The organism is Streptomyces sp. NPDC060209 (assembly GCF_042728155.1).
Taxonomy (GTDB): Bacteria; Actinomycetota; Actinomycetes; order Streptomycetales; family Streptomycetaceae; genus Streptomyces.
The window spans coordinates 41,249-61,261 of record NZ_JBHWZS010000004.1 but is presented as its reverse complement, the minus strand read 5'-3'; the positions used below and the strand labels follow the sequence as shown (position 1 = coordinate 61,261).

The following is a 20,013-nucleotide window of genomic DNA, read 5'->3' as shown; positions in this document are numbered from 1 at the left end:
GCCTGTCGCGGCCATGCGGGGCGCGATTCCCCGACGCTCCGTCAACTCCGCACGCGAGGTGCACGTTTCACAGGATCCTCGCATTCCCGCCCTCACTCGCCGAAGACCAGCACGGCGGTCGCCGCCTTCTCCTCCTCGTCCTCGTCCTGGCTGATCCGCTGCGGGAGCAGGAAGGAACGGCCGTCCCGGTAGGCAGCCTTGGGCTCGTAGAGCGAGTTCTCGGTGTCGGCCGCGGACGACGGGTGTTTCAGCAGAGTCGTGAACGCCCCGGTGGACGGTTCCAGCGTGCCGGTCTCACCGCTCTTGCGGTACGCGGCCTCCACATGGACCAGCACCTTCCCGCCCTCCACACCCAACGGCAGCATGAGCCGGCCACCCGGAGCGGGCGCCTTCCACAGCGACTTGCCGGTGGCCAGGTCGAACGCGACGACCTTGTTGGTCTCGGTCTTCGCGCCGGGATCGGGCAGGGTCGAGAGGTAGAACCTGCTCGCATCCGCCGCGACCCCCGCGCAGCCGTCCAGGTTGCTGCCCATCTCCACGGATCCCTCCCCGCAACGGACGGCGTAGTCCTCGTCGTCGCCCACCATCTGGGAACGGTAGGTCCCGTTGTCGTTCAGGACGACGACCGCCCACTTCTCCGGCTGTTGGATCGAGATGACGAGTGGACGCGCGGAGTAGACGTGCGCGACCGACCAGCCGGGTTTCAGTTCGTACGTCCACTTCGGTGCCCCGGTGACCGGGTCGACTTCCTGGACCTGCTGGCGGACGGGATCGGCCGGCTCCGCCTGGCAGCTGACGGCCGCGAGCATCCTGTCGCCGCCGGTGAAGGCGAAGGGCTGGCAGACGCCTTCGCGCCTGCCGAACAGTTCCTTGCCGTCGCTGACGCGGAAGGCGTCGGAGGCGGTGTTGCGGCCGAAGGTCACCGTGTTCCCGCTGATCGACATGGCGACGTGCGACAGGCCGTCCTGCATCGCGGACCTGTCGACCGTCTTCCTCCAGCCCGCCTTGCCGGTACGCAGGTCGATCATCTGCAGGACGGAGCAGGACGCCTCCGACTCCGAGACGTTGTCCTCGATGCCGACGACCACCTTGCCGTCGGCCGTGGGGGCGGTGGGCGAGGCGCACAGGTCCGTGGGCAGCGCCAGGCTCCATTTCTCGGCCCCGTCGGTCACCGCGTAGCCGGTCACCTTGCGGTACATGCCCTTGGCGATGATGTCGCCGGAGAACCAGGGCCCGTGCGTCTCCTCCCCGTACTCCGGGAGGTCGACCCCGTTCTCGGCCAGCCACGCCACCTTCGCCTCGCCGGGCTCGCGCCCCGAGTTGAGCTCGGCGGCGGTCGGTCCGGCGACGCTCTTGTCGTCGTCCTTGCCGACTGTGGGCGAGGCGCTCGGCTTGCCGGTGACGTCGCTCGGCCCGGCGACGGGCTTCCTCCCGCCTCCGTCGTCGCCCGTGGCGAGCCAGATGCCGCCGCCGGCCAGCAGCACCACGGCGAGTACGGCGCCGACGACCACGCCGGTCCTGCCCCTGAAGCGTCCACCGCCACCGGGACCCGCAGGCCCGCCCGGTGCGGCCACCACCGTCGGCGGCTGCGGCGGGTACCCGTACCCCGGCTGCCGGCCGTACGGACCGGGCTGCTGGGTGTACGGGCCCGGCTGCTGAACGTACGGCCCCGGCGGCTGGGTGTACGGACCGGGCTGCCGGCCGTACGGCCCCGGCTGCTGAGGCGGGTACCCGTACCCGGGCGCCGGCTGAGGAGCCCCCGGCGACGGGTCGTACGGTGCTCCGAAGTCTCCCTGCGGCGGCTGGGTCATCAGCACGTCCCCCTTCGTGCGGTCCGGCGCCCGGTTCGCCCAGGCGGTCGAACGGATCTTCTTTCTACCACCGTCCGCGCACCGGGCCGCCCGCTGATCCCGGCGGGAGCCAGGTCACTCGCCGAAGGCGATCATCGTCTTCATGTCCGCCTCGACGTCGTCGTCCTCGGCGGTACCGACCAACGGCCGGGTGAGCAGGGAACGGCCGTCCTCGTAGACGACCTCGGCCGCGATCATGTCCGCCTCGATCGTGGCCGCCGAAGCCGGGTGGGTCAGCAGCGTCCGCGGGGTCCCTCCGGTGGGCGGGAGCGTGGCGATCCCGCCTCCCTGCGTCTTGGTCGCCGCCATGTAGAGCAGCAGGTTCCCGTCCTCCATGCGCAACGGCTCCATCCTCCGTCCCGGCGGGGCGTCGGCCGTCCACTTCTGCTCGCCGGTGTTCAGGTCGAAGGCGACGATCCGGTTGTCGACGTCGAATTCGACATGCTTCCGCTTGGTCGACACGTAGAACGTGTCGCTGTCCGCCGCGACTCCCGCGCAGTCGTCCCTGTTGCGGGTCACCACCAGATATCCCCCGCACCTCACCTCGTAGTCGGCGAACCCGAGATCGACGTCCCGGGTACCCAGCTCGATGTGCGAGCGGAGGGTGCCGTTGTCCCGCAGGGCTAGGAGCCGCCACTGGTCGCCCTTCTGCACCGAGACGACAAGAGGGCTGACGGAGTGGACCTGGTCGATGAACCAGTCCTTCTCGACCGCGTACTCCCACTTCTTCTTCCCGGAGCCGGGGTCGAACTCCTGGACCGTATTACCGCCCGGGCAGTCCGCGACCGCGAGCATCCGGGCTCCGCTGAGGAACGCGTAGGACCGGCACTCGCGAGGCTGCGTGCCGAACAACTCCTGCCCGTCACCCACCCGGTAGGTGTGGACGTGGCCGGGGCGGGAGTACGTCACCGTGTCGCCGTTCGCCGCCATGACGACCCGCTTCTCGGTCTCCGCTACGGCGGCCTTCTCCAGGGTCTTCTTCCAGCCCGGCTTCCCCGTCCGCAGGTCGATCATCTGAAGGACGGTGCAGTCCGTGCCGTTGTCGGACTCCTTCGCCTCGACCACGACGACGATCTTGCCGTCCTCGGTCGGCCGGGTGGGCGCCGCGCAGATGTCGTCGGGCATCCGCAGGCTCCACCGCTGCTTGCCGTCAGCCATGGAATAGCCCGACACGGTGCGGTACATGGCCTTGGCGACGATGTCACCGGCCTGCCAGGGCCCGTACACGCCCATGGCCCTTCCAGGGAGGTCCGCACCCAGGCTCTGCAGCCAGCGGACCTTCGCCTCGCCCGGTTCGCGCCGGGCATCGAGCTGTGCCGCCAGCTTCGCGTCGCTCGCCCCGTCGCCCTTGTCGTCGGCCTGTTCCGCCGAGGGGGAGGGGTCCGACGCCCCGCCGGCGGCGGGCTTCCTCCCGTCGTCGCCGCTCAGGGCGAACCAGGTGCCGCCGCCGGCGATCAGGACCAGGGCGAGCACTGCGCCGACGACCACGCCGGTCCTGCCCTTGAAGCGGCCTCCGCCACCGGGACCCGCAGGCCCGCCCGGCGCCGTGACCGTCGGCAGCTGCGGCGGAAAGCCGTAACCGCCCTGCGCCGGCTGCCCGTACGGCCCCGGCTGCTGCCCGTACGGTCCAGGGGTCTGCCCCGGCGCGGACGGGTAGCCGTACCCGTGTGCGGGGGCCGACGGGGTCCCGGGCGGCGGGTCGTACGGTGCCCCGAAGCCTTCCTGCGGTTTCTGGCCGGAAGGCTGAGTCATCGGCGGAATCCCCTCGTACGGACATAGCTCCGCAGGGTCACGTCAACCCGGGCGGGCCTACTTTCTACCACCCGCCCGGGCCCGGCCTCCGGGCCGGACCGAACAGCCCGTCAGGCGTCCTCGGCCAGCTCCAGCCAGCGCATCTCCAACACGTCGCGTTCCGCGACCAGTTCGCGCAGCTCCGCGTCGAGCTCGGCGACCTTCCCGAAGTCGGTGGCGTTGTCGGCGATCTGCGCGTGCAGCGACGTCTCCTTCGTCGACATCTTGTCGAGCTGACGCTCGACCTTCTGCAGTTCCTTCTTCGCGGCACGCGCGGCCTGCGGCGAGACGGCCTCGGCCGGGGCCGCCTTGGACGCCGGGAACCCGGCGGCGGAGGCGGGGGTGGCCGTCGCCTCCATGCGCTGCCTGCGCTCGATGTACTCGTCGATACCGCGCGGCAGCATCCGCAGCGCCCGGTCGCCGAGGAGCGCCATCACCTTGTCCGTGGTCCGCTCGATGAAGAACCGGTCGTGGGAGATCACGATCATCGACCCGGGCCAGCCGTCGAGGAGGTCCTCCAGCTGGGTCAGCGTCTCGATGTCCAGGTCGTTGGTGGGCTCGTCGAGGAAGAGGACGTTGGGCTCGTCCATCAGCAGGCGCAGGATCTGGAGACGCCGCCGCTCACCACCGGACAGGTCGCCGACCGGAGTCCACTGCTTCTCCTTGACGAAGCCGAACTGCTCGCAGAGCTGACCGGCCGTCATCTCACGGCCCTTGCCGAGGTCGACCCGGTCGCGCACCTGCTGGACCGCTTCGAGCACCCGCAGGTTCGGGTCGAGCTCGGCGACCTCCTGGGAGAGGTAGGCGAGCTTGACTGTCTTGCCGACGACGACCTTCCCGGCGGCGGGCTGTACGTCGCCCTGGCTGCGGGACGCCTCGGCGAGGGCACGCAGCAGCGAGGTCTTGCCCGCGCCGTTCACGCCGACCAGGCCGATGCGGTCACCGGGGCCGAGCTGCCAGGTGAGGTTGGTGAGCAGGGTCTTGGGTCCGGCCTGGACGGTCACGTCCTCCAGGTCGAAGACGGTCTTGCCGAGCCGGGCGTTGGCGAACTTCATCAGCTCGCTGGTGTCGCGCGGGGGCGGCACGTCGGCGATCAGCTCGTTGGCGGCCTCGATGCGGTAGCGCGGCTTGGACGTGCGCGCGGGGGCGCCGCGCCGCAGCCAGGCCAGCTCCTTGCGCATCAGGTTCTGCCGCTTGGACTCCTCGGTCGCGGCGATCCGCTCCCGCTCGGCCCGGGCGAACACGTAGTCGCTGTAGCCGCCCTCGTACTCGTGGACCGAGCCGCGCTGGACGTCCCACATGCTGGTGCAGACCTGGTCGAGGAACCACCGGTCGTGGGTGACGCAGACGAGTGCGGAGCGGCGGGCGCGCAGGTGCCCCGCCAGCCAGGAGATGCCCTCGACGTCGAGGTGGTTGGTGGGCTCGTCGAGGACGATCAGGTCCGGCTCGCCGATGAGCAGCTTGGCCAGCGCGATCCGGCGCCGCTCACCGCCGGAGAGCGGGGCGATGACGGTGTCCAGGCCGTGCTCGAAGCCGGGGAGCGCGAGGCCGCCGAAGAGCCCGGTCAGCACATCGCGGATCTTGGCGCTGCCCGCCCACTCGTGGTCCTCGAGGTCGCCGATCACCTCGTGCCGGATGGTGGCCTGGGGATCCAGCGAGTCGTGCTGGGTGAGGACACCGAGGCGCAGCCCGCCGTTGTGGGTGACCCGGCCGGTGTCCGCCTCCTCCAGCTTGGCGAGCATCCGGATGAGCGTCGTCTTGCCGTCGCCGTTGCGGCCGACGACGCCGATCCGGTCGCCCTCGGAGACCCCGAGGGATACACCGTCGAGCAGGGCACGGGTGCCGTACACCTTGCTGACCTGCTCGACATTGACCAGATTGACGGCCATTTCACTCCTGCCTAGGGGATCCCTGCGTCGGGGACCGCTCGACGTCCCAGAGTAGTCGCCGCGCGGGGTGCGATAGCGTGCGGCGATCGATCTAGGGGAGTAACCCCAGGTCGGAGCGGTTCGGAACATCTCTGGGGTGGGGACTTCATGATGCGTGGCGCTGGGCGTGCCTTGGTTTCGGTGATCGTGGCGACGGTGGCACTGGCCGGTTGTTCGTCGTCCGACGACGGCGGCGGTGACACGGGCAAGAACGGGGACGCCGTCCCCTCGAAGGCCGCGGAGAGCACCACCGCGAAGACGGGCGGCACGCTCGGCGGCGCGGGCTCTGCCTGTGAGCTGCCGGTGACCTTCGACCTGGCGGCGGACTGGAAGCCGGAGGCCGTCACGGTGGAGCCCGGCTCCGACCTGGCCGCGCTGGGCGAGCAGGGGCCGGTCACGATGGTCTGCGAGATCGACGCGAAGCCGGCGGGGAACATCGGATACATCCGGGTGTGGCAGGGGAAGCCGTCCGGCACCGACGCCCGCAAGGTGCTGGAGGCCTTCGTGGCCGCCGATCCGAACGCGAGCAAGGCCGCGTACTCCGAGGTCAGGGCGGGTTCGCTGACCGCCGCCGAGGTCGGGTACACCGTGAGCGGCGAGCTGCTGGACGAGCCGAAGACCGAGCACGCCTTCGCGGTCACGACGCCGGACGGCCCGGTGGTGGTGCACCTGGGCGGACTGGACTCCCAGGAGCACCAGGAGATGCTCCCGGCGTACGAGCTGGCGAAGAGCAGCCTGAAGACCGGCTGAGGGACCTCTCGGCGCACCACGGAGCCACGCCCGGCCTGATCACCGACGAGCACCGGTTTTCGCGCAAGCCCGAGCGCCGGTCACCGCCCCGCCCGTTCGACCAGCAGCCAGCCGCCGAGGGCCATCGCCACGGCCGCGGGGGCGCTGACGTGGACGGCGATCAGCAGTGCGGTGTGACCTTCCAGCAGTCCCGCGTAGCCGACCGTGGACAGGCCCAGCACGCCGAGCAGGGCGAGGGTCACGCCGACCGCCGAGACGGCTCCCGCGCCGCTCGCCGCCCTGCCGGGGACGACACCGACGGGGCGCTCGAACGTACGGAAGGCCGCGACGAGGACCGCGGTGACCGTGGCTGCGGCGGCCATCCGCACCGGGACCTGCGCCCACCAGGCGCCGGTGGCCGGCTCGGGCAGCGGAATGCCGAGGGCGAGCATCGCCCCGTACACGCCCAGCATCGCGGTGAGGTGCCAGAGGAACGCGGTCATCGCGACGCCGTTGGCGGCGACGACCGCGCGCCAGACGCGGGGCCGGGCGACGAGCCGGGCTCCGGGGGCCCGCAGCAGTTCGACGGCCCCGACCAGCCAGAGGCCGTGCCCGAGCAGGGCGAGGGTGGGGGGCGCCATGTTGCTGATCTTCTCCCCGGGCATGCCGACCATGGAGAGCGGATACGGGCCGAGGGCCACCAGCGCGACGGCGGCGGCGAGCCCGGCACCGGCGAGGAACGCGGGCCGGCGGATGCGACCGTCGGCGCGCAGGAAGCCGAGCTGGTGCACCGCGAGCCAGACGAACGCGAAGTTGAGGAACTCGACGTACGGGACACCTGCCGCGAAGCGCAGGAGATCCACGGTGGCGGCGGCTCCCGCGAGCGCGGCGAACGCACCCCAGCCGTAGCGGTCGTGCAGCTTCAGCAGGGCCGGGGTGAACGCGACCATCGCCAGGTAGATACCGATGAACCAGAGGGGCTGGGTCACCAGCCGCAGCGTCACACCGGTCAGTCCGCCTCCGCCGCCGAGGAGCTGGACGACGAGCGCGGCGGCACCCCACACCAGGACGAAGACCATGGTCGGCCGCAGCAGCCGTTGCAGCCGGGCGCGCAGGAAGGACGGGTACACGGAGCTCGTGGAGTCCTCGGGGCGCCTGCGGAGCAGGGACCGGTAGGACAGTGCGTGGGAGAAGCCGCCGACGAAGAAGAACACCGGCATGATCTGGAGGACCCAGGTGAGCAGCTGGAGTCCCGGCACGACGGCGAGGAGGTTGCCGACCCCGTCGGTGGTGACGGCGGCCATCAGCCAGTGGCCGAGGACGACCGTGCCGAGCGAGAGGACGCGCAGCAGGTCGATGTAGCGGTCCCGGGTGACGGGTGTCGCCTCGGCCAGTTCACGAACGTGTGATCCCATGCGCATACGGTCGCGCCGGGCCCCGGGAGGGCGGCAGCGCGACCGTACTCAATTCCCGTCTGAGTACCGGCTGTCAGACGACGGTGGCGCCCGCGGCCGGGGATGCCGCCACCCGGGCGTTGCGGCAGGTGCCCGAGGCCAGCAGGGCGTCGGCCACCTTGTGCGCCGAGTCCTCGTCGGCGGTCAGGAACGCCGTGGTCGGCCCGGATCCCGAGACCAGTGCGGCCAGGGCGCCCGCGGCGGTGCCCGCCGCGAGGGTGTCGGCCAGCGAGGGGCGCAGGGAGAGGGCGGCGGCCTGGAGGTCGTTGCCGAGGGCGTCCGCGAGCGCGGTGGCGTCCCCCTTGCGCAGGGCGGTCAGGAGCGCGGGGGAGGCTGTCGGCTCGGGTACCCGCGTACCGGCGGTGAGCCGGTCGAACTCGCCGTACACCGCGGGGGTGGAGAGCCCGCCGTCGGCGACGGCGAAGACCCAGTGGAAGGTGCCGCCGACCTCGACGGTGGTCAGCTGCTCACCTCGGCCGACCCCGAGCGCCGCCCCGCCGATCAGGCTGAACGGCACGTCGCTGCCGAGCTCGGCGCAGATCTCCAGCAGTTCCTCCTGGCTCGCGCCGGTGGCCCACAGGGCGTCGCAAGCCAGCAGGGCGGCGGCGCCGTCGGCGCTGCCGCCCGCCATGCCGCCGGCGACGGGGATGTCCTTGGCGATGTGGATGTGCACATCGGGGGCGATGCCGTGCCGGGCGGCCAGGGCGATCGCGGCGCGGGCCGCCAGGTTCGTGGTGTCCAGCGGGACCTGGGCCGCGTCGGGTCCGGAGCAGGTGACGCGCAGGGCGTCGGCCGGGGTGACGGTGACCTCGTCGTACAGGCCGACGGCGAGGAAGACGTTGGCCAGGTCGTGGAAGCCGTCGGGGCGGGGGGCGCCCACCGCGAGCTGCACGTTGACCTTGGCGGGTACGCGGACGGTGACGCTGCGGGTCATGCGGAGGGCTCCGGCTTGTTCTCGGCGATGGCGGCGAACTCCTCGACGGTCAGCGCCTCGCCACGTGCCTGCGGCGAGATCCCCGCGGCGGTCAGGGCGGCCTCGGCGGCCGGTGCGGAGCCCGCCCAGCCCGCCAGGGCGGCGCGCAGCGTCTTGCGGCGCTGGGCGAAGGCTGCGTCCACGACGGCGAAGACCTCTGTCCTGCTCGCGGTCGTCCGGATCGGTTCCGTACGCCGGACCAGGGACACGAGCCCCGAATCGACGTTGGGCGCGGGCCAGAACACCGTGCGGCCGATCGACCCGGCGCGCTTGACGTCGGCGTACCAGTTGGCCTTGACCGACGGCACGCCGTAGACCTTGTTGCCGGGCCGGGCGGCCAGCCGGTCGGCGACCTCGGCCTGCACCATCACGAGCGTCCGCTCGATGGTGGGGAACCGCTCCAGCATGGTGAGCAGCACCGGCACGGCGACGTTGTAGGGAAGGTTGGCGACCAGCGCGGTGGGCGCGGGGCCGGGCAGTTCCTTCACCAGCATCGCGTCCGAGTGGACCAGTGCGAATCGGTCGGCGCGCTTCGGCAGCCGTGCGGCGACCGTGGCCGGCAGCGCGCCCGCGAGCACGTCGTCGATCTCCACGGCGACGACCCGGTCGGCCGCCTCCAGCAGGGCCAGGGTCAGCGAGCCCAGGCCGGGTCCGACCTCGACCACCACGTCATCGGGCCGCACCTCGGCGGTCCGTACGATCCTGCGGACCGTGTTGGCGTCGATGACGAAGTTCTGACCGCGCTGCTTGGTGGGGCGTACGCCCAGCGCTGCGGCCAGCTCGCGGATGTCTGCGGGGCCCAGGAGGGCGTCGGGCTCAGTGGTGCTCACCCGTTAAGCCTACGGCCGCCGCAGGGCCTCGGGGCCACGGCCCGGCACGGGCCCGAAGCCGCGTGTCTCACGCCGGACGACGACCTCGTCGCCGTCGTCCAGGCCCGTGGCGGGGGCGGGGGCGACGGTGTCGCGGGTGCCGACCGTGACGCCCTCGGCCTCCAGGAGCTCCCCGACGTCGTCCGCGAAGGTGTGCAGGGTGCGAGACGTCCCGTCGACGCTGACACGCACGGCCTTGTCCTGGGCGAGGAACGCGGCGGTGCCGCCGGCCAGGACGGCGACGACCAGGGCGCGCGGCACGATCCGCCGCAGGCTCTGTGGAGCACGGGGCCGCCGGGCCGCCCGGTGCCCGCGGGTCTCCCTCCGCGGGTCCGCCTGCCGGGGCACCAGCGGGGTGTCCAGCACGGTGGGGTGGTGGACCGGCGGGGTGCCCGGCCACAGCCCGGCGACGAGCGTGTGCTCCTCGTGCAGGGAGCGCGGCGGTGCCGGGGGCGGGACAGGGGCCCGCGCCGGGGCCTGCGTCGTACGCCGACTGCCGCGCGGCGCGCGGTGACTGCCCTGCGAATGGCCCACGACGCTCCAGAAGTTCCGGCCTGCCGACCCCGTTGCGCGGGCACGATAGCGGAGGCCCCGTCACCCTCCAAAGTCGTACGATTACCCAACGTGTCGGCCGGAGCGCACGGCGGACCTCAGAAGTCGAACGCCCGCGCGGTGTTGTCGTAGACCGCGGCGGCCAGGGTGTCCTCGTCGGTGCCCCGCACCTCGGCCATCGCACGGAGCGTGACCGGAATCAGGTAGGGCGCGTTGGGCCGGCCGCGGTACGGGGCGGGGGTGAGGAAGGGCGCGTCCGTCTCGACGAGCACGAGCTCGGCGGGGGCGACGGCCAGCGCGTCGCGCAGCGGCTGCGCGTTCTTGAAGGTGACGTTGCCCGCGAAGGACATGAAGTACCCCGCCGCCGCGCAGATCCGGGCCATGTCGGCGTCCCCGGAGTAGCAGTGGAAGACGGTCCGCTCCGGTGCGCCGGCGTCGGCGAGGATGCGCAGCACGTCCGCGTGGGCCTCACGGTCGTGGATGACCAGGGCCTTGCCATGACGCTTGGCGATCTCGATGTGGGCCCGGAAGGACTCCTCCTGCGCGGCCATGCCCTCGGGACCCGTACGGAAGTAGTCGAGGCCGGTCTCGCCGACGGCGCGTACGTGGCCGAGGGCGGCCAGGGCGTCGATCTCGGCGAGCGCCTCGTCGAGCGCCGCCTTCCCGCCCGGCTCCCGGGCCTCCTGGCGCGACCAGCCGTCCGGATCCCCGTGCACGATGCGGGGCGCCTCGTTGGGGTGCAGGGCTACGGAGGCGTGCACGGAGGGGTGGGCGGCGGCGGTCTCGGCGGCCCAGCGCGAGCCCTTCACGTCACAGCCCACCTGTACGACGGCGGTGACGTTGACCGCCGCGGCGCGGGCCAGGCCCTCCTCGACGGTTCCGTCCTGCATGTCCAGGTGGGTGTGCGAATCGGCGACCGGAACCCTGAGGGGTTCGGGGAGCGGCGGGGCTTCGGTACGGCTCATGCCCACGACTCTACGAGGGCATGAGCTCCCTCTCAGCGCCGGTGGAAGTGACGCAGCAGATCGGACAGCTGCCAGTGGTGGGGCGCGGGCCCGGGGGCCCGCACGGCCGCTACGGCCATCTCCTCGGCAGCCGTCCCCTCACCGGCCTTCTTCGGGTGCGTGGTCAGCTGGGGACGGAGCAGCTGCTGGACGGTGGAGACCCGGCCGGCCCGCATGATCCGGACCACGTGGCCGCCGCACTTCGCGCAGGTGGGCGTGGACAGCGGCGAGGGCACCCGCTGTCCGTCCGCCTTGTAGACCACGAAGGCGTTGCCCGAGTGGTCGACGTGGTGTTCTATCTCGTAGGCCTGTTCCCAGCCGTACCCACACCTCATGCAGGCGAAGGCGTACGCCTCGTGCACGGTGGTTGCTGCGATCTCACTCATGCCTGCTCCTCTTGTCCGATGGACAAGCACTCCGGACAAGCACTCCGGATGATGCGTTCCACCCTCAAGTGGACGCCCTCCCCGGCGGCAACGCACCAGGTCTGCCGAGTGTTGGAACGCTTTTGGCCGATCCGTGGCCAAAGGGCACGGTACGCGGCTCGGGCTTTACTTTTCAGGCTAGTCCTTTGCCCTGCTCCTGGCCGGTCCGAGCCGCGTTCTTTGCCGCGACCACCGCATCGAACACCTCGCGCTTGGGCAGCTTGGCATCGGCGGCGACCGCCGCGATGGCCTCCTTGCGCCGCTCCCCCGCCTCCTCGCGCACCTGCACCCTGCGCACCAGCTCGGCGGCGTCCAGCCCTTCGTTCCCGGAGTCCGTGGCGCCCTCGACGACGACGGTGATCTCGCCGCGCACGCCCTCGGCCGCCCAGACGGCGAGGTCACCCAGAGGGCCGCGCTTCACTTCCTCGTACGTCTTGGTCAGCTCCCGGCACACGGCGGCCCTGCGGTCCGCCCCGAACACCTCGGCCATCGCGGCCAGGGTGTCGTCCAGCCGGTGCGGTGCCTCGAAGAAGACCATCGTGCGGCGCTCGTCGGCGACCTCGCGCAGCTTCCCGAGCCGCTCGCCCGCCTTGCGCGGCAGGAAGCCCTCGAAGCAGAAGCGGTCCACGGGCAGGGCGGACAGTGCGAGTGCGGTCAGCACGGCCGAGGGGCCCGGTACGGCGGTGACCTTGATGTCCTGCTCCACCGCGGCGGCGACGAGCCGGTAGCCCGGGTCGGAGACCGACGGCATCCCGGCGTCGGTGACGAGCAGCACGCGGGCGCCGCCGACCAGCGCCTCGACGAGTTCGGGCGTACGCGCGGACTCGTTGCCCTCGAAGTACGACACGACACGCCCCGTCGTATGGATGCCCAGCGCCTGGGTGAGCCTGCGCAGCCGCCGGGTGTCCTCGGCGGCCACGACGTCGGCCGTCTCCAGCTCGGCGGCGAGCCGTGGCGGGGCGTCCGCCACGTCGCCGATGGGGGTCCCTGCGAGTACGAGCGTTCCAGTCGTTCCAGTCACATCGGCCATCCTCCCAGCACCGGCGGCACCACTCGCACAGATGCGTTCCCTACGATGGCGCGGTGACGAGTACTGCGCCCGAAGCCCAGCAGGGCAACGACGCCGGGGATCATGCCGGCGACCAGCCGCCTTCCTGGCAGCAGCGGCTGCGCCGCTTCGGCCATTCCCCACGGCCGGAAACAGGGCTGCGCGAGCGCCTGGTCCCGCCCTACACCCGCCCCGGCGGCCAGTTCTGGACCGTGCTCGCGGTGCCTCCGACCCTCGCCGGGCACCTGGTGCGCTGGTCCGCCTGGGGCGGGCCGCTGCTGGTCGCCCTGGTCGCCGGGGTGCTGCGGTTCTGGAACCTGGGCAGCCCGAAGGCGGTGATATTCGACGAGACGTACTACGCCAAGGACGCCTGGGCACTGGTCAACCAGGGGTACGAGGGTTCCTGGCCCAAGGACGTCGACAAGCTGATCCTCAAGGACCCGTCCTCCGTGGACATCCCGGTGGACCCGGGCTACGTCGTCCATCCGCCGGTCGGCAAGTGGATCATCGGGCTCGGCGAACAGCTCTTCGGGTTCACCCCGTTCGGCTGGCGCTTCATGGTGGCGCTGCTCGGCACCGTCTCGGTCCTGATGCTGTGCCGCATCGGGCGCCGGCTGTTCCGCTCGACGTTCCTGGGCTGCCTCGCGGGCACCCTGCTGGCCGTGGACGGGCTGCACTTCGTGATGAGCCGCACCGCGCTGCTCGACCTGGTGCTGATGTTCTTCGTCCTCGCGGCCTTCGGCTGCTTCCTCATCGACCGCGACTGGGCCCGCCGCAAGCTGGCAGCCGCCCTCCCGGTCGACGAGGAGGGGCTCCTGCGCCCGGACGCCCACATCGCCGAAACGCTCCGCCTCGGGTGGCGCCCGTGGCGGATCGCGGCCGGCCTGATGCTCGGCCTGGCCTTCGCCACGAAGTGGAACGGGCTCTACATCCTGGCCGCGTTCGGCGTGATGGCGGTGCTCTGGGACGTGGGCGCGAGGCGCACGGCGGGCGCCGTACAGCCGTACAGGGCCGTGGTCCTCAAGGACCTGCTGCCCGCGTTCGTCTCCACCGTCCCGGTCGCGATCGGCACGTACGTGGTCTCGTGGACCGGCTGGATCGTCACGGACAAGGGGTACTACCGCAACTGGGCGGCCACCGAGGGCAAGGGCGGCAGCTGGACCTGGCTGCCGGACTGGCTGCGCAGCCTGTGGCACTACGAGAACCAGGTCTACGAGTTCCACGTCGGCCTCACCTCCGGCCACACCTACCAGTCCAATCCGTGGAGCTGGATCGTGCTGGGCCGCCCCGTCTCGTACTTCTACGAGGAGAAGACGGGCTGCCTCGAATCCGAGACCGGCAAGTGCGCCCGCGAGGTCCTGGCGCTCGGCACCCCGCTGCTCTGGTGGGCGGCGTGCGTGGCACTGCTGTACGTCCTGTGGCGCTGGTTCTTCCGCCGCGACTGGCGGGCCGGCGCGATCGCGTGCGGAGTGGCGGCGGGCTGGGTGCCCTGGTTCTTCTACCAGGAGCGGACGATCTTCCTCTTCTACGCGGTCGTGTTCGTGCCGTTCCTGTGTCTGGCGGTCACGATGATGATCGGCGCCCTCATCGGCCCGGCGGCCGGCACGGGCACCAAGCACCGCCTCGGCATGGACACGGCCGATCCCACTGGCGAGCGCAGACGCACTCTGGGCGTGATCGCGGCGGGCGTCCTGGTGCTGCTGATCGTGTGGAACTTCGTCTACTTCTGGCCGATCTACACGGGCATGTCGATCCCTGAGAACTCCTGGCGCGACCGGATGTGGCTGGACACCTGGGTGTAACGGCGAAGCGGTCCCGGAGGCTCGTGAACAGCCCGCTGCCCGTCCATGGAACACCGTCGAGTGGTCCGTGTACGGGCAGTGGGCTGTCGTCGTCCATGCGGGTCCGCGCGCCACGCCTGGACTGTCCGGCCTGCGAAGAACATGGCGGAAAGCGCTCTCTCGGAGTGCGTCGCGGTCCGGTAACAACCGTCCCAGGGCTCACCGGTGTCCCGTACAGTGCCGAAGGAAGACATCCTCTTGAACACGTTCAAGAGGGCTCCTGGGGAGGGGGACTGCACAGATGCGCAGTGGAGCGAAGGTCGCCGTGGTCGGCGGAGTGTTCGTACTTGTGGCCGGAGGGCTCGGCTACGGCGTGTACGAGGTGGTGCTGGGCGGGGGCGGAGCCGGGGGCACGGAGACCGCATCCGCCTCCTCGGAGGTGAAGACCGGGCCTCCGGGCAAGGAGGAGATCGAGGAGACCGCCAAGGGCTTCCTCAAGGCATGGGCGTCCGGCGACGCGTCGACCGCCGCCCTGCTCACGAACAACGAGTCCGCCGCCGAGCCGCTGCTGACGGGGTACGCCGAGGAGGCCCACGTCACGAAAGCCGTGATCACGCCGGGTGCCGCCGTCGGCACGAAGGTGCCGTACACGGTGAAGGCGACGGTGTCCTACGACGGGAAGACCAAGCCCTGGTCGTACTCCTCCGAGCTGACCGTGGTGCGCGGCCTGACCACCGGCAAGGCGCTGGTCGACTGGCAGCCCACGGTGATCCATCCGCAGCTGACCGACGGGGCCGTGCTGAAGACCGGCGAGTCGTCGACGGCGGCGATCGAGGCCCTCGACCACGACGGCAAGGTGCTCGACAAGGAGACGTACCCGTCGCTCGGGCCGATCCTGGACAGCCTGCGGGAGAAGTACGGCGACAGCACCGGCGGTTCCCCGGGCATCGAGACATGGATCGAGCCCGCTGACGAGTCCGCGGTGAACACCACGCTGCTGACGCTCGCCAAGGGGAAGCCCGGCAAGCTGCAGACCACGCTCGACGCGGACGCCCAGGCGGCGGCCGAGAAGGCGGTCAAGCAGTTCAGCGGGGCGTCGGTGGTCGCGGTGAAGCCGTCCACGGGCTCGATCCGCGCCGTCGCCAACAACCCGGCGACCGGCTTCAACGCGGCGATGCAGGGCAAGCAGGCGCCCGGCTCAACCCTGAAGATCATGACTGCGGCGATGCTGATGGACAAGGGACTCGTCTCGGCGAACAGCCCGGTCGAGTGCCCGAAGGAAGCGACCTGGCAGAGCCGGACGTTCCACAACCTCAAGTACTTCGAGCTCCCGCCCACAGACACGTTCACCACGAGCTTCGCCCGCTCGTGCAACACCGCCTTCATCAAACTGATCGACGACACCAAGGACGACACCGCGCTCGCCAAGGAGGCACGGGACGTCTTCGGGATCGGCCTGGACTGGAAGACCGGAGTCGTCTCGTTCGACGGGAGCGTGCCCGAGGAGACCGGCGGTGAGGCGGCGGCCCAGTACATAGGCCAGGGCACCGTCCAGATGAACGCGCTCAACATCGCGTCCATCACGGCGACCGCCCACAACGGAACGTTCCGTCAGCCGGTCATCGTCCCGCAGTCCCTGGACGACCGTCAGCTCGCCACCGCGTCCCGCTCGCTGTCGCAGAACGTCACGCGGCAGCTGAACGACATGATGCGGGCCACCGCCTCCTGGGGCACCGGCAAGGCGGCCATGGCCTCGGTCGGCGGCGACAAGGGCGCCAAGACGGGCTCCGCGGAGGTCGACGGGCAGGGCACGTCCAACAGCTGGTTCACCGGCTTCAGCAACGACCTCGCGGCAGCGGCGGTCGTCCAGTCCGGCGGCCACGGCGGCGACGCGGCGGGCCCGGTGGTGGCGGCGGTGCTGCGCGCGGGGTCGTAGCTCGCGGCATCGCGGACAGATGTGACCGGCCGGGCCGGAGGCGGATCAAGCCTCCGGCCCGGTCTGCTTCCCCCCGTCAACCCGCCCGCGTCGCCGGCGCGCCGCGATCGCCTCGGGGTCGATGTCCGGGCGGGACCACCGCTCCGCGAGGGCGAGGCTGGTGGCGCGGCCGTCCGCCACATGTTCGTGCGCCAGGCGCGCGGCGAGGTCCGCGTCGCGCGCGGCGATGGCCTCGTACATCCGCTCGTGTTCCGCGCACTGCCGGTCCGGGTCCCGCTGGGCCGTCAGACGGAAGAGCCAGTGCATGCGCGCCTCCAGGGGCCGCATCACGCCGCTGAGCAGCGCGTTGGCCGCGAGCTCGACGATGTCGGTGTGGAAGGCCGCGTTGGCCGCCGCGATCGCGGCACGGTCGTGCGCGCGGGTCGCGGCGCGGGCGGCCTCCAGGCCGGCAGCCAGGCGGGCCAGCCCGTCCTCGTCCGCGCGCTCCGCCGCCAGGCGTGCCGCGAGGGACTCCAGCGATTCGCGTACGTCGAAGAGGTCGCGCACGTCGCCGGGCGTGAAGGGCGCGACCAGCGCCCCCCGGTGCGGCACCAGCAGCACGAGCCCGTCGGCCGCCAGGAGCCGCAGCGCCTCGCGCAGCGGGATGCGCGAGACCTCCAGCTCCGTGGCCAGGTCGCGCTCCACGAGCCTTTCCCCGGGCTGGAGTTCGACCTCGATGATGCGCCGCCGCAGGGTCTCGTACGCAAGGTCGCGCAGCGAGGGGCGTCCCGGCTCGGACGGTCGGGCTGCTGTCACCAAGGCTTTTCCTCCGGTATCGGAACGGTCCCACCGTATGCGGACCACGCGGCGGGTCCGCTACTGCTAACCGCTCGCTAACACGGTGGCAACAAACGACCCGGAAACTGGGGCGCCATAGCGGTATACCACTAACCGGCTCATGGGCCCCGTTTCCTGGAGGCATCCCAGTGGCACCTTCCCGACCTCTCCTCGCTCCCGCCGCCGTCGCCGCGTCCGTCGTGTCGGGGCTGCTCCTGCTGACCGCCTGCGGCGGGACCTCGGCGGCCGACGGCGGGAAGGACGGCGGCACGCTCAAGGTCGGCGTCCTCTTCCCCGGTTCGCTCTCCGACGACGGCTTCATGGGCTCGGCCCACCTCGGATACCAGCGGGCGGAGAAGCAGCACGCCGGCACGGTGGAGTTCAGCAAGGTCGAGCAGGTGGCGACCGCGGACTACGAGAAGGCGCTGGTCCGCTTCGCCACCACCTCCGACCTCGTGATCTCCATCGGCGGCCAGACCGACGCCGATGTGCGCAACGTCGCGGCCCGCTTCCCGCAGGTGAAGTTCGCCGAGATCGGGGGCCCCGCCGACGGCAAGCCCCTCGCGAACCTCTCGCTCTACGACCCGCAGCAGGCCGAGGCGGCCTTCCTCTCCGGGGCGGCGTCCGCGCTGCTCTCCGAGAGCGGAACGGTCGGATTCATCGGCGGTGCGGAGCTCCCGGCGATCGTGAACGCCGCCAAGGAGTTCGGCAGGGGTGCCGAGGCGGCAGACCCGGACGTCAAGGTCCTCGCACCGCAGTACGTCGGCGACTTCAACGACGTCGCCAAGGCCAAGCAGTCCGCGCTCGCCGACTTCGGCGCCGGTGCGGACGTCCTGGGCCAGGTCCTCAACCTCGGCCACAAGGGGGTCGCCCAGGCGGCCGGGCAGCGCGACGGAGCCCTCATCGGCGGTCCGATCGCCCACAAGTGCGGGAGCGACCCGGCGTACGCCGGATATGTGGAGACGGACATCGGCGCGGAGATCGAGTACGCGGTCGACCACCTGGTCGCCGGCGACTGGAAGGCGGAAGCCGTCCACTTCGGCCTGACCTTCGAGGAGCCGCACAACGACATCGTGCTCTGCGACACCACCGACCCGGCGGTGGGCGAGAAGCTCGACGAGCTGGAGCGGAAGATCACGGCCGGCGAGATCACCACCCGATGAACACGGCCGCTCCCGCGCTGGAGATCACCGGGCTCACCAAGTCCTTCGGCACGACGCGGGCCCTGGACGAGGTGGACCTCGTCGTCGAGTCCGGCACCGTCCACTGCGTGCTCGGGGAGAACGGCGCCGGCAAGTCGACCCTGTGCCATGTCGTGGGCGGCTCGCTGGTCCCGGACGAGGGCAGCCTGCGCCTGTACGGCTCGCCCTACGCGCCCCGCCGGCCGGCCGACGCGCTCGCCTCCGGGATCGCCATGGTCCACCAGCACTTCAGCCTCGTACCCACCCTGACCGTCGGGGAGAACCTGCGCCTGCTGCGCCTGCGGGACCTGCCGCGGCGGGTGGCACGGGTGCGCGAGGAGTACGGACTCGAGCTGGACCTCGACGCACGGGTGAGCGAACTGCCCGTCGGCGTGCGCCAGCGCGCCGAGATCGTCAAGGCACTGCTGCGGGAACCCCGGCTCCTCGTGCTGGACGAGCCGACGGGCGTCCTCGGGCCGGCCGAGACGGACGCCCTGCTGGTGACCTGCCGCCGGATCGCCGAGTCAGGCCACGCGGTGGTCCTGGTGACGCACAAGCTCGGCGAGGTGGCACGGGCCGGAGACGCGGCGACCGTGCTGCGCGGCGGGCGGGTGTCCGGCGGCGGGCCGCTGGCCGAACTGCCGCCCGAGCGGCTGGTGCCGCTGATGATCGGCCGGCCCGCCGGCTCGCTCGACGCGGGGCTCGCCGGGACGATCGGGCCGGCCCCCGACGGGCGCTCCCCGGAGACCGGGGCCCCCGGCACCGAGCACGCGGCCGTCGGCGCTGCGGAGTCCGAGGGCCGTAGGAAGTCCGGCCCGGTGGAGTCCGGCGGCGCGCCCCGTGACCGTACGGCGGCGGCAATGCGTCTGCGCGACGTCAGTGTGCGGCGCGCGGACGGGACCTCCGCACTGGACGGGGTCTCCCTGGACGTCGGGTTCGGGGAGATCGTCGGGATCGCCGGGGTCGAGGGCAACGGACAGAGCGAGCTCATGGCGCTGCTCGGTGGCTCGCTCACTCCCGCCGCGGGGTGTGTGGAGCTCGACGGACGGGACCTCACGCGTGCCGCGCCGCGCGAGCGGAGCCGGGCGGGACTGGGTGTGGTGCCCGAGGACCGGCTCCACGAGGGCTGCGTGCCACAACTGCGGGTCGACGAGAACCTGTTCCTCGGACGACTCGGCCGGTTCCGGCGCTACGGGGTGTTCCTGGACCGGCGGACCATGGGCCGCGCCGCGGACGCGGTGCTCACCGAGCACGGCATCCGGGCCGACGGCCCGGGGGCCCTGATGTCGTCCCTGTCCGGCGGCAACCAGCAGAAGGTCGTGCTGGCACGGGAGTTGGCGCTCGATCCGCTGGTCTGCCTGGCGGCGGCCCAGCCCACCCGCGGCCTGGACATCGGGGCGGTGGGCGCCGTGCACTCCCGTATCCGTGACGCGGCCGCCGCCGGGACGGGCGTGCTGGTGGTCTCCAGCGAGCTGTCCGAACTCCTCGTCCTGTGCGACCGGATCACCGTGGCCTACCGGGGGAGGCTGCTGGGCCCCGTCGATCCGTCGGAGCCCGACGCCCTGGACCGGATCGGCGCCCTGATGCTCGGCGCGCACGCCCCGGAATCCGGCGGGGGGAGCGCGGCTCGCACATCCGAGGCCGGCCGCACGTCCGAAGCCGCGCACTGAACCCCT

16 protein-coding genes are annotated in these 20,013 nt (G+C 71.8%); 5 read left to right on the top strand and 11 right to left on the bottom strand.

The window, feature by feature from the left end:
- Positions 1–92 precede the first annotated feature (92 nt).
- The 3 genes from ACFWFI_RS01670 to ACFWFI_RS01660 all read right to left on the bottom strand — a co-directional run bounded on the left by ACFWFI_RS01670 (position 93) and on the right by ACFWFI_RS01660 (position 5,530).
- A complete protein-coding gene (locus ACFWFI_RS01670) occupies positions 93–1,811 on the bottom strand; it encodes an outer membrane protein assembly factor BamB family protein (protein ID WP_387384250.1) in 1,719 nt (572 codons plus the stop codon).
- A gap of 114 nt (positions 1,812–1,925) precedes the next feature.
- On the bottom strand, positions 1,926–3,602 hold the full coding sequence (locus ACFWFI_RS01665) for an outer membrane protein assembly factor BamB family protein (RefSeq protein ID WP_387384248.1): 1,677 nt from the start codon (positions 3,600–3,602) through the stop codon (positions 1,926–1,928).
- A gap of 110 nt (positions 3,603–3,712) precedes the next feature.
- A complete protein-coding gene (locus ACFWFI_RS01660; RefSeq protein ID WP_387384246.1) occupies positions 3,713–5,530 on the bottom strand; it encodes an ABC-F family ATP-binding cassette domain-containing protein in 1,818 nt (605 codons plus the stop codon).
- A gap of 147 nt (positions 5,531–5,677) precedes the next feature.
- Between ACFWFI_RS01660 and ACFWFI_RS01655 the strand changes: the two genes are divergently transcribed.
- Positions 5,678–6,319, top strand: coding sequence for a lipoprotein (locus ACFWFI_RS01655; RefSeq protein WP_387384244.1), 642 nt, complete (start codon positions 5,678–5,680; stop codon positions 6,317–6,319).
- 80 nt (positions 6,320–6,399) lie between these two features.
- Here ACFWFI_RS01655 and ACFWFI_RS01650 read toward each other — a convergent pair whose 3' ends face one another.
- The 7 genes from ACFWFI_RS01650 to rsmI form a co-directional block, all read right to left on the bottom strand.
- A complete protein-coding gene (locus ACFWFI_RS01650) occupies positions 6,400–7,713 on the bottom strand; it encodes an acyltransferase family protein (RefSeq protein ID WP_387384242.1) in 1,314 nt (437 codons plus the stop codon).
- A 73-nt stretch (positions 7,714–7,786) separates the two neighbouring features.
- Entirely contained in the window at positions 7,787–8,686 is a 900-nt protein-coding gene (locus ACFWFI_RS01645) for a 4-(cytidine 5'-diphospho)-2-C-methyl-D-erythritol kinase (RefSeq protein ID WP_387384240.1), read from the bottom strand.
- Positions 8,683–9,555, bottom strand: a complete 873-nt coding sequence (gene rsmA / locus ACFWFI_RS01640; protein WP_387384238.1) for a 16S rRNA (adenine(1518)-N(6)/adenine(1519)-N(6))-dimethyltransferase RsmA — start codon at positions 9,553–9,555, stop codon at positions 8,683–8,685. Before rsmA ends, ACFWFI_RS01645 begins: the two co-directional genes overlap by 4 nt.
- A gap of 9 nt (positions 9,556–9,564) precedes the next feature.
- The gene (locus tag ACFWFI_RS01635) at positions 9,565–10,128 is read right to left on the bottom strand and encodes a ubiquitin-like domain-containing protein (protein WP_387384236.1); all 564 of its coding nucleotides are present in this window, start codon (positions 10,126–10,128) and stop codon (positions 9,565–9,567) included.
- 116 nt (positions 10,129–10,244) lie between these two features.
- Positions 10,245–11,111, bottom strand: a complete 867-nt coding sequence (locus ACFWFI_RS01630) for a TatD family hydrolase (RefSeq protein WP_387384234.1) — start codon at positions 11,109–11,111, stop codon at positions 10,245–10,247.
- Positions 11,112–11,143: 32 nt separating this feature from the next.
- The gene (locus ACFWFI_RS01625) at positions 11,144–11,536 is read right to left on the bottom strand and encodes a hypothetical protein (RefSeq protein ID WP_387384233.1); all 393 of its coding nucleotides are present in this window, start codon (positions 11,534–11,536) and stop codon (positions 11,144–11,146) included.
- Between the two features lie 172 nt (positions 11,537–11,708).
- Positions 11,709–12,605, bottom strand: coding sequence for a 16S rRNA (cytidine(1402)-2'-O)-methyltransferase (rsmI, locus tag ACFWFI_RS01620; protein ID WP_387384231.1), 897 nt, complete (start codon positions 12,603–12,605; stop codon positions 11,709–11,711).
- A gap of 53 nt (positions 12,606–12,658) precedes the next feature.
- On the opposite strand from rsmI, the gene ACFWFI_RS01615 reads away from it, so the two are divergent.
- Both ACFWFI_RS01615 and ACFWFI_RS01610 read left to right on the top strand, forming a co-directional pair.
- Positions 12,659–14,425, top strand: a complete 1,767-nt coding sequence (locus tag ACFWFI_RS01615) for a dolichyl-phosphate-mannose--protein mannosyltransferase (RefSeq protein WP_387384229.1) — start codon at positions 12,659–12,661, stop codon at positions 14,423–14,425.
- Positions 14,426–14,705: 280 nt separating this feature from the next.
- Positions 14,706–16,340, top strand: coding sequence for a penicillin-binding transpeptidase domain-containing protein (locus ACFWFI_RS01610; RefSeq protein ID WP_387384227.1), 1,635 nt, complete (start codon positions 14,706–14,708; stop codon positions 16,338–16,340).
- 45 nt (positions 16,341–16,385) lie between these two features.
- Here ACFWFI_RS01610 and ACFWFI_RS01605 read toward each other — a convergent pair whose 3' ends face one another.
- A complete protein-coding gene (locus ACFWFI_RS01605; RefSeq protein WP_387384225.1) occupies positions 16,386–17,135 on the bottom strand; it encodes a GntR family transcriptional regulator in 750 nt (249 codons plus the stop codon).
- A 170-nt stretch (positions 17,136–17,305) separates the two neighbouring features.
- Between ACFWFI_RS01605 and ACFWFI_RS01600 the strand changes: the two genes are divergently transcribed.
- Complete coding sequence (locus ACFWFI_RS01600) at positions 17,306–18,319, top strand: BMP family protein (RefSeq protein WP_387384223.1); 1,014 nt, start codon at positions 17,306–17,308, stop codon at positions 18,317–18,319.
- A complete protein-coding gene (locus ACFWFI_RS01595; protein ID WP_387384221.1) occupies positions 18,316–20,007 on the top strand; it encodes an ABC transporter ATP-binding protein in 1,692 nt (563 codons plus the stop codon). Before ACFWFI_RS01600 ends, ACFWFI_RS01595 begins: the two co-directional genes overlap by 4 nt.
- The last annotated feature ends 6 nt before the right edge of the window (positions 20,008–20,013 follow it).

Excerpts from the sequence above, each read along its gene's own strand:
- ACFWFI_RS01670 (WP_387384250.1), bottom strand. The coding sequence starts at position 1,811 with ATGACCCAGCCGCCGCAGGGAGACTTCGGAGCACCGTACGACCCGTCG.
- ACFWFI_RS01665 (WP_387384248.1), bottom strand. The coding sequence starts at position 3,602 with ATGACTCAGCCTTCCGGCCAGAAACCGCAGGAAGGCTTCGGGGCACCG.
- ACFWFI_RS01660 (WP_387384246.1), bottom strand. The coding sequence starts at position 5,530 with ATGGCCGTCAATCTGGTCAATGTCGAGCAGGTCAGCAAGGTGTACGGC.
- ACFWFI_RS01655 (WP_387384244.1), top strand. The coding sequence starts at position 5,678 with ATGATGCGTGGCGCTGGGCGTGCCTTGGTTTCGGTGATCGTGGCGACG.
- ACFWFI_RS01650 (WP_387384242.1), bottom strand. The coding sequence starts at position 7,713 with ATGGGATCACACGTTCGTGAACTGGCCGAGGCGACACCCGTCACCCGG.
- ACFWFI_RS01645 (WP_387384240.1), bottom strand. The coding sequence starts at position 8,686 with ATGACCCGCAGCGTCACCGTCCGCGTACCCGCCAAGGTCAACGTGCAG.
- ACFWFI_RS01630 (WP_387384234.1), bottom strand. The coding sequence starts at position 11,111 with ATGAGCCGTACCGAAGCCCCGCCGCTCCCCGAACCCCTCAGGGTTCCG.
- ACFWFI_RS01625 (WP_387384233.1), bottom strand. The coding sequence starts at position 11,536 with ATGAGTGAGATCGCAGCAACCACCGTGCACGAGGCGTACGCCTTCGCC.
- rsmI (WP_387384231.1), bottom strand. The coding sequence starts at position 12,605 with ATGGCCGATGTGACTGGAACGACTGGAACGCTCGTACTCGCAGGGACC.
- ACFWFI_RS01610 (WP_387384227.1), top strand. The coding sequence starts at position 14,706 with ATGCGCAGTGGAGCGAAGGTCGCCGTGGTCGGCGGAGTGTTCGTACTT.
- ACFWFI_RS01595 (WP_387384221.1), top strand. The coding sequence starts at position 18,316 with ATGAACACGGCCGCTCCCGCGCTGGAGATCACCGGGCTCACCAAGTCC.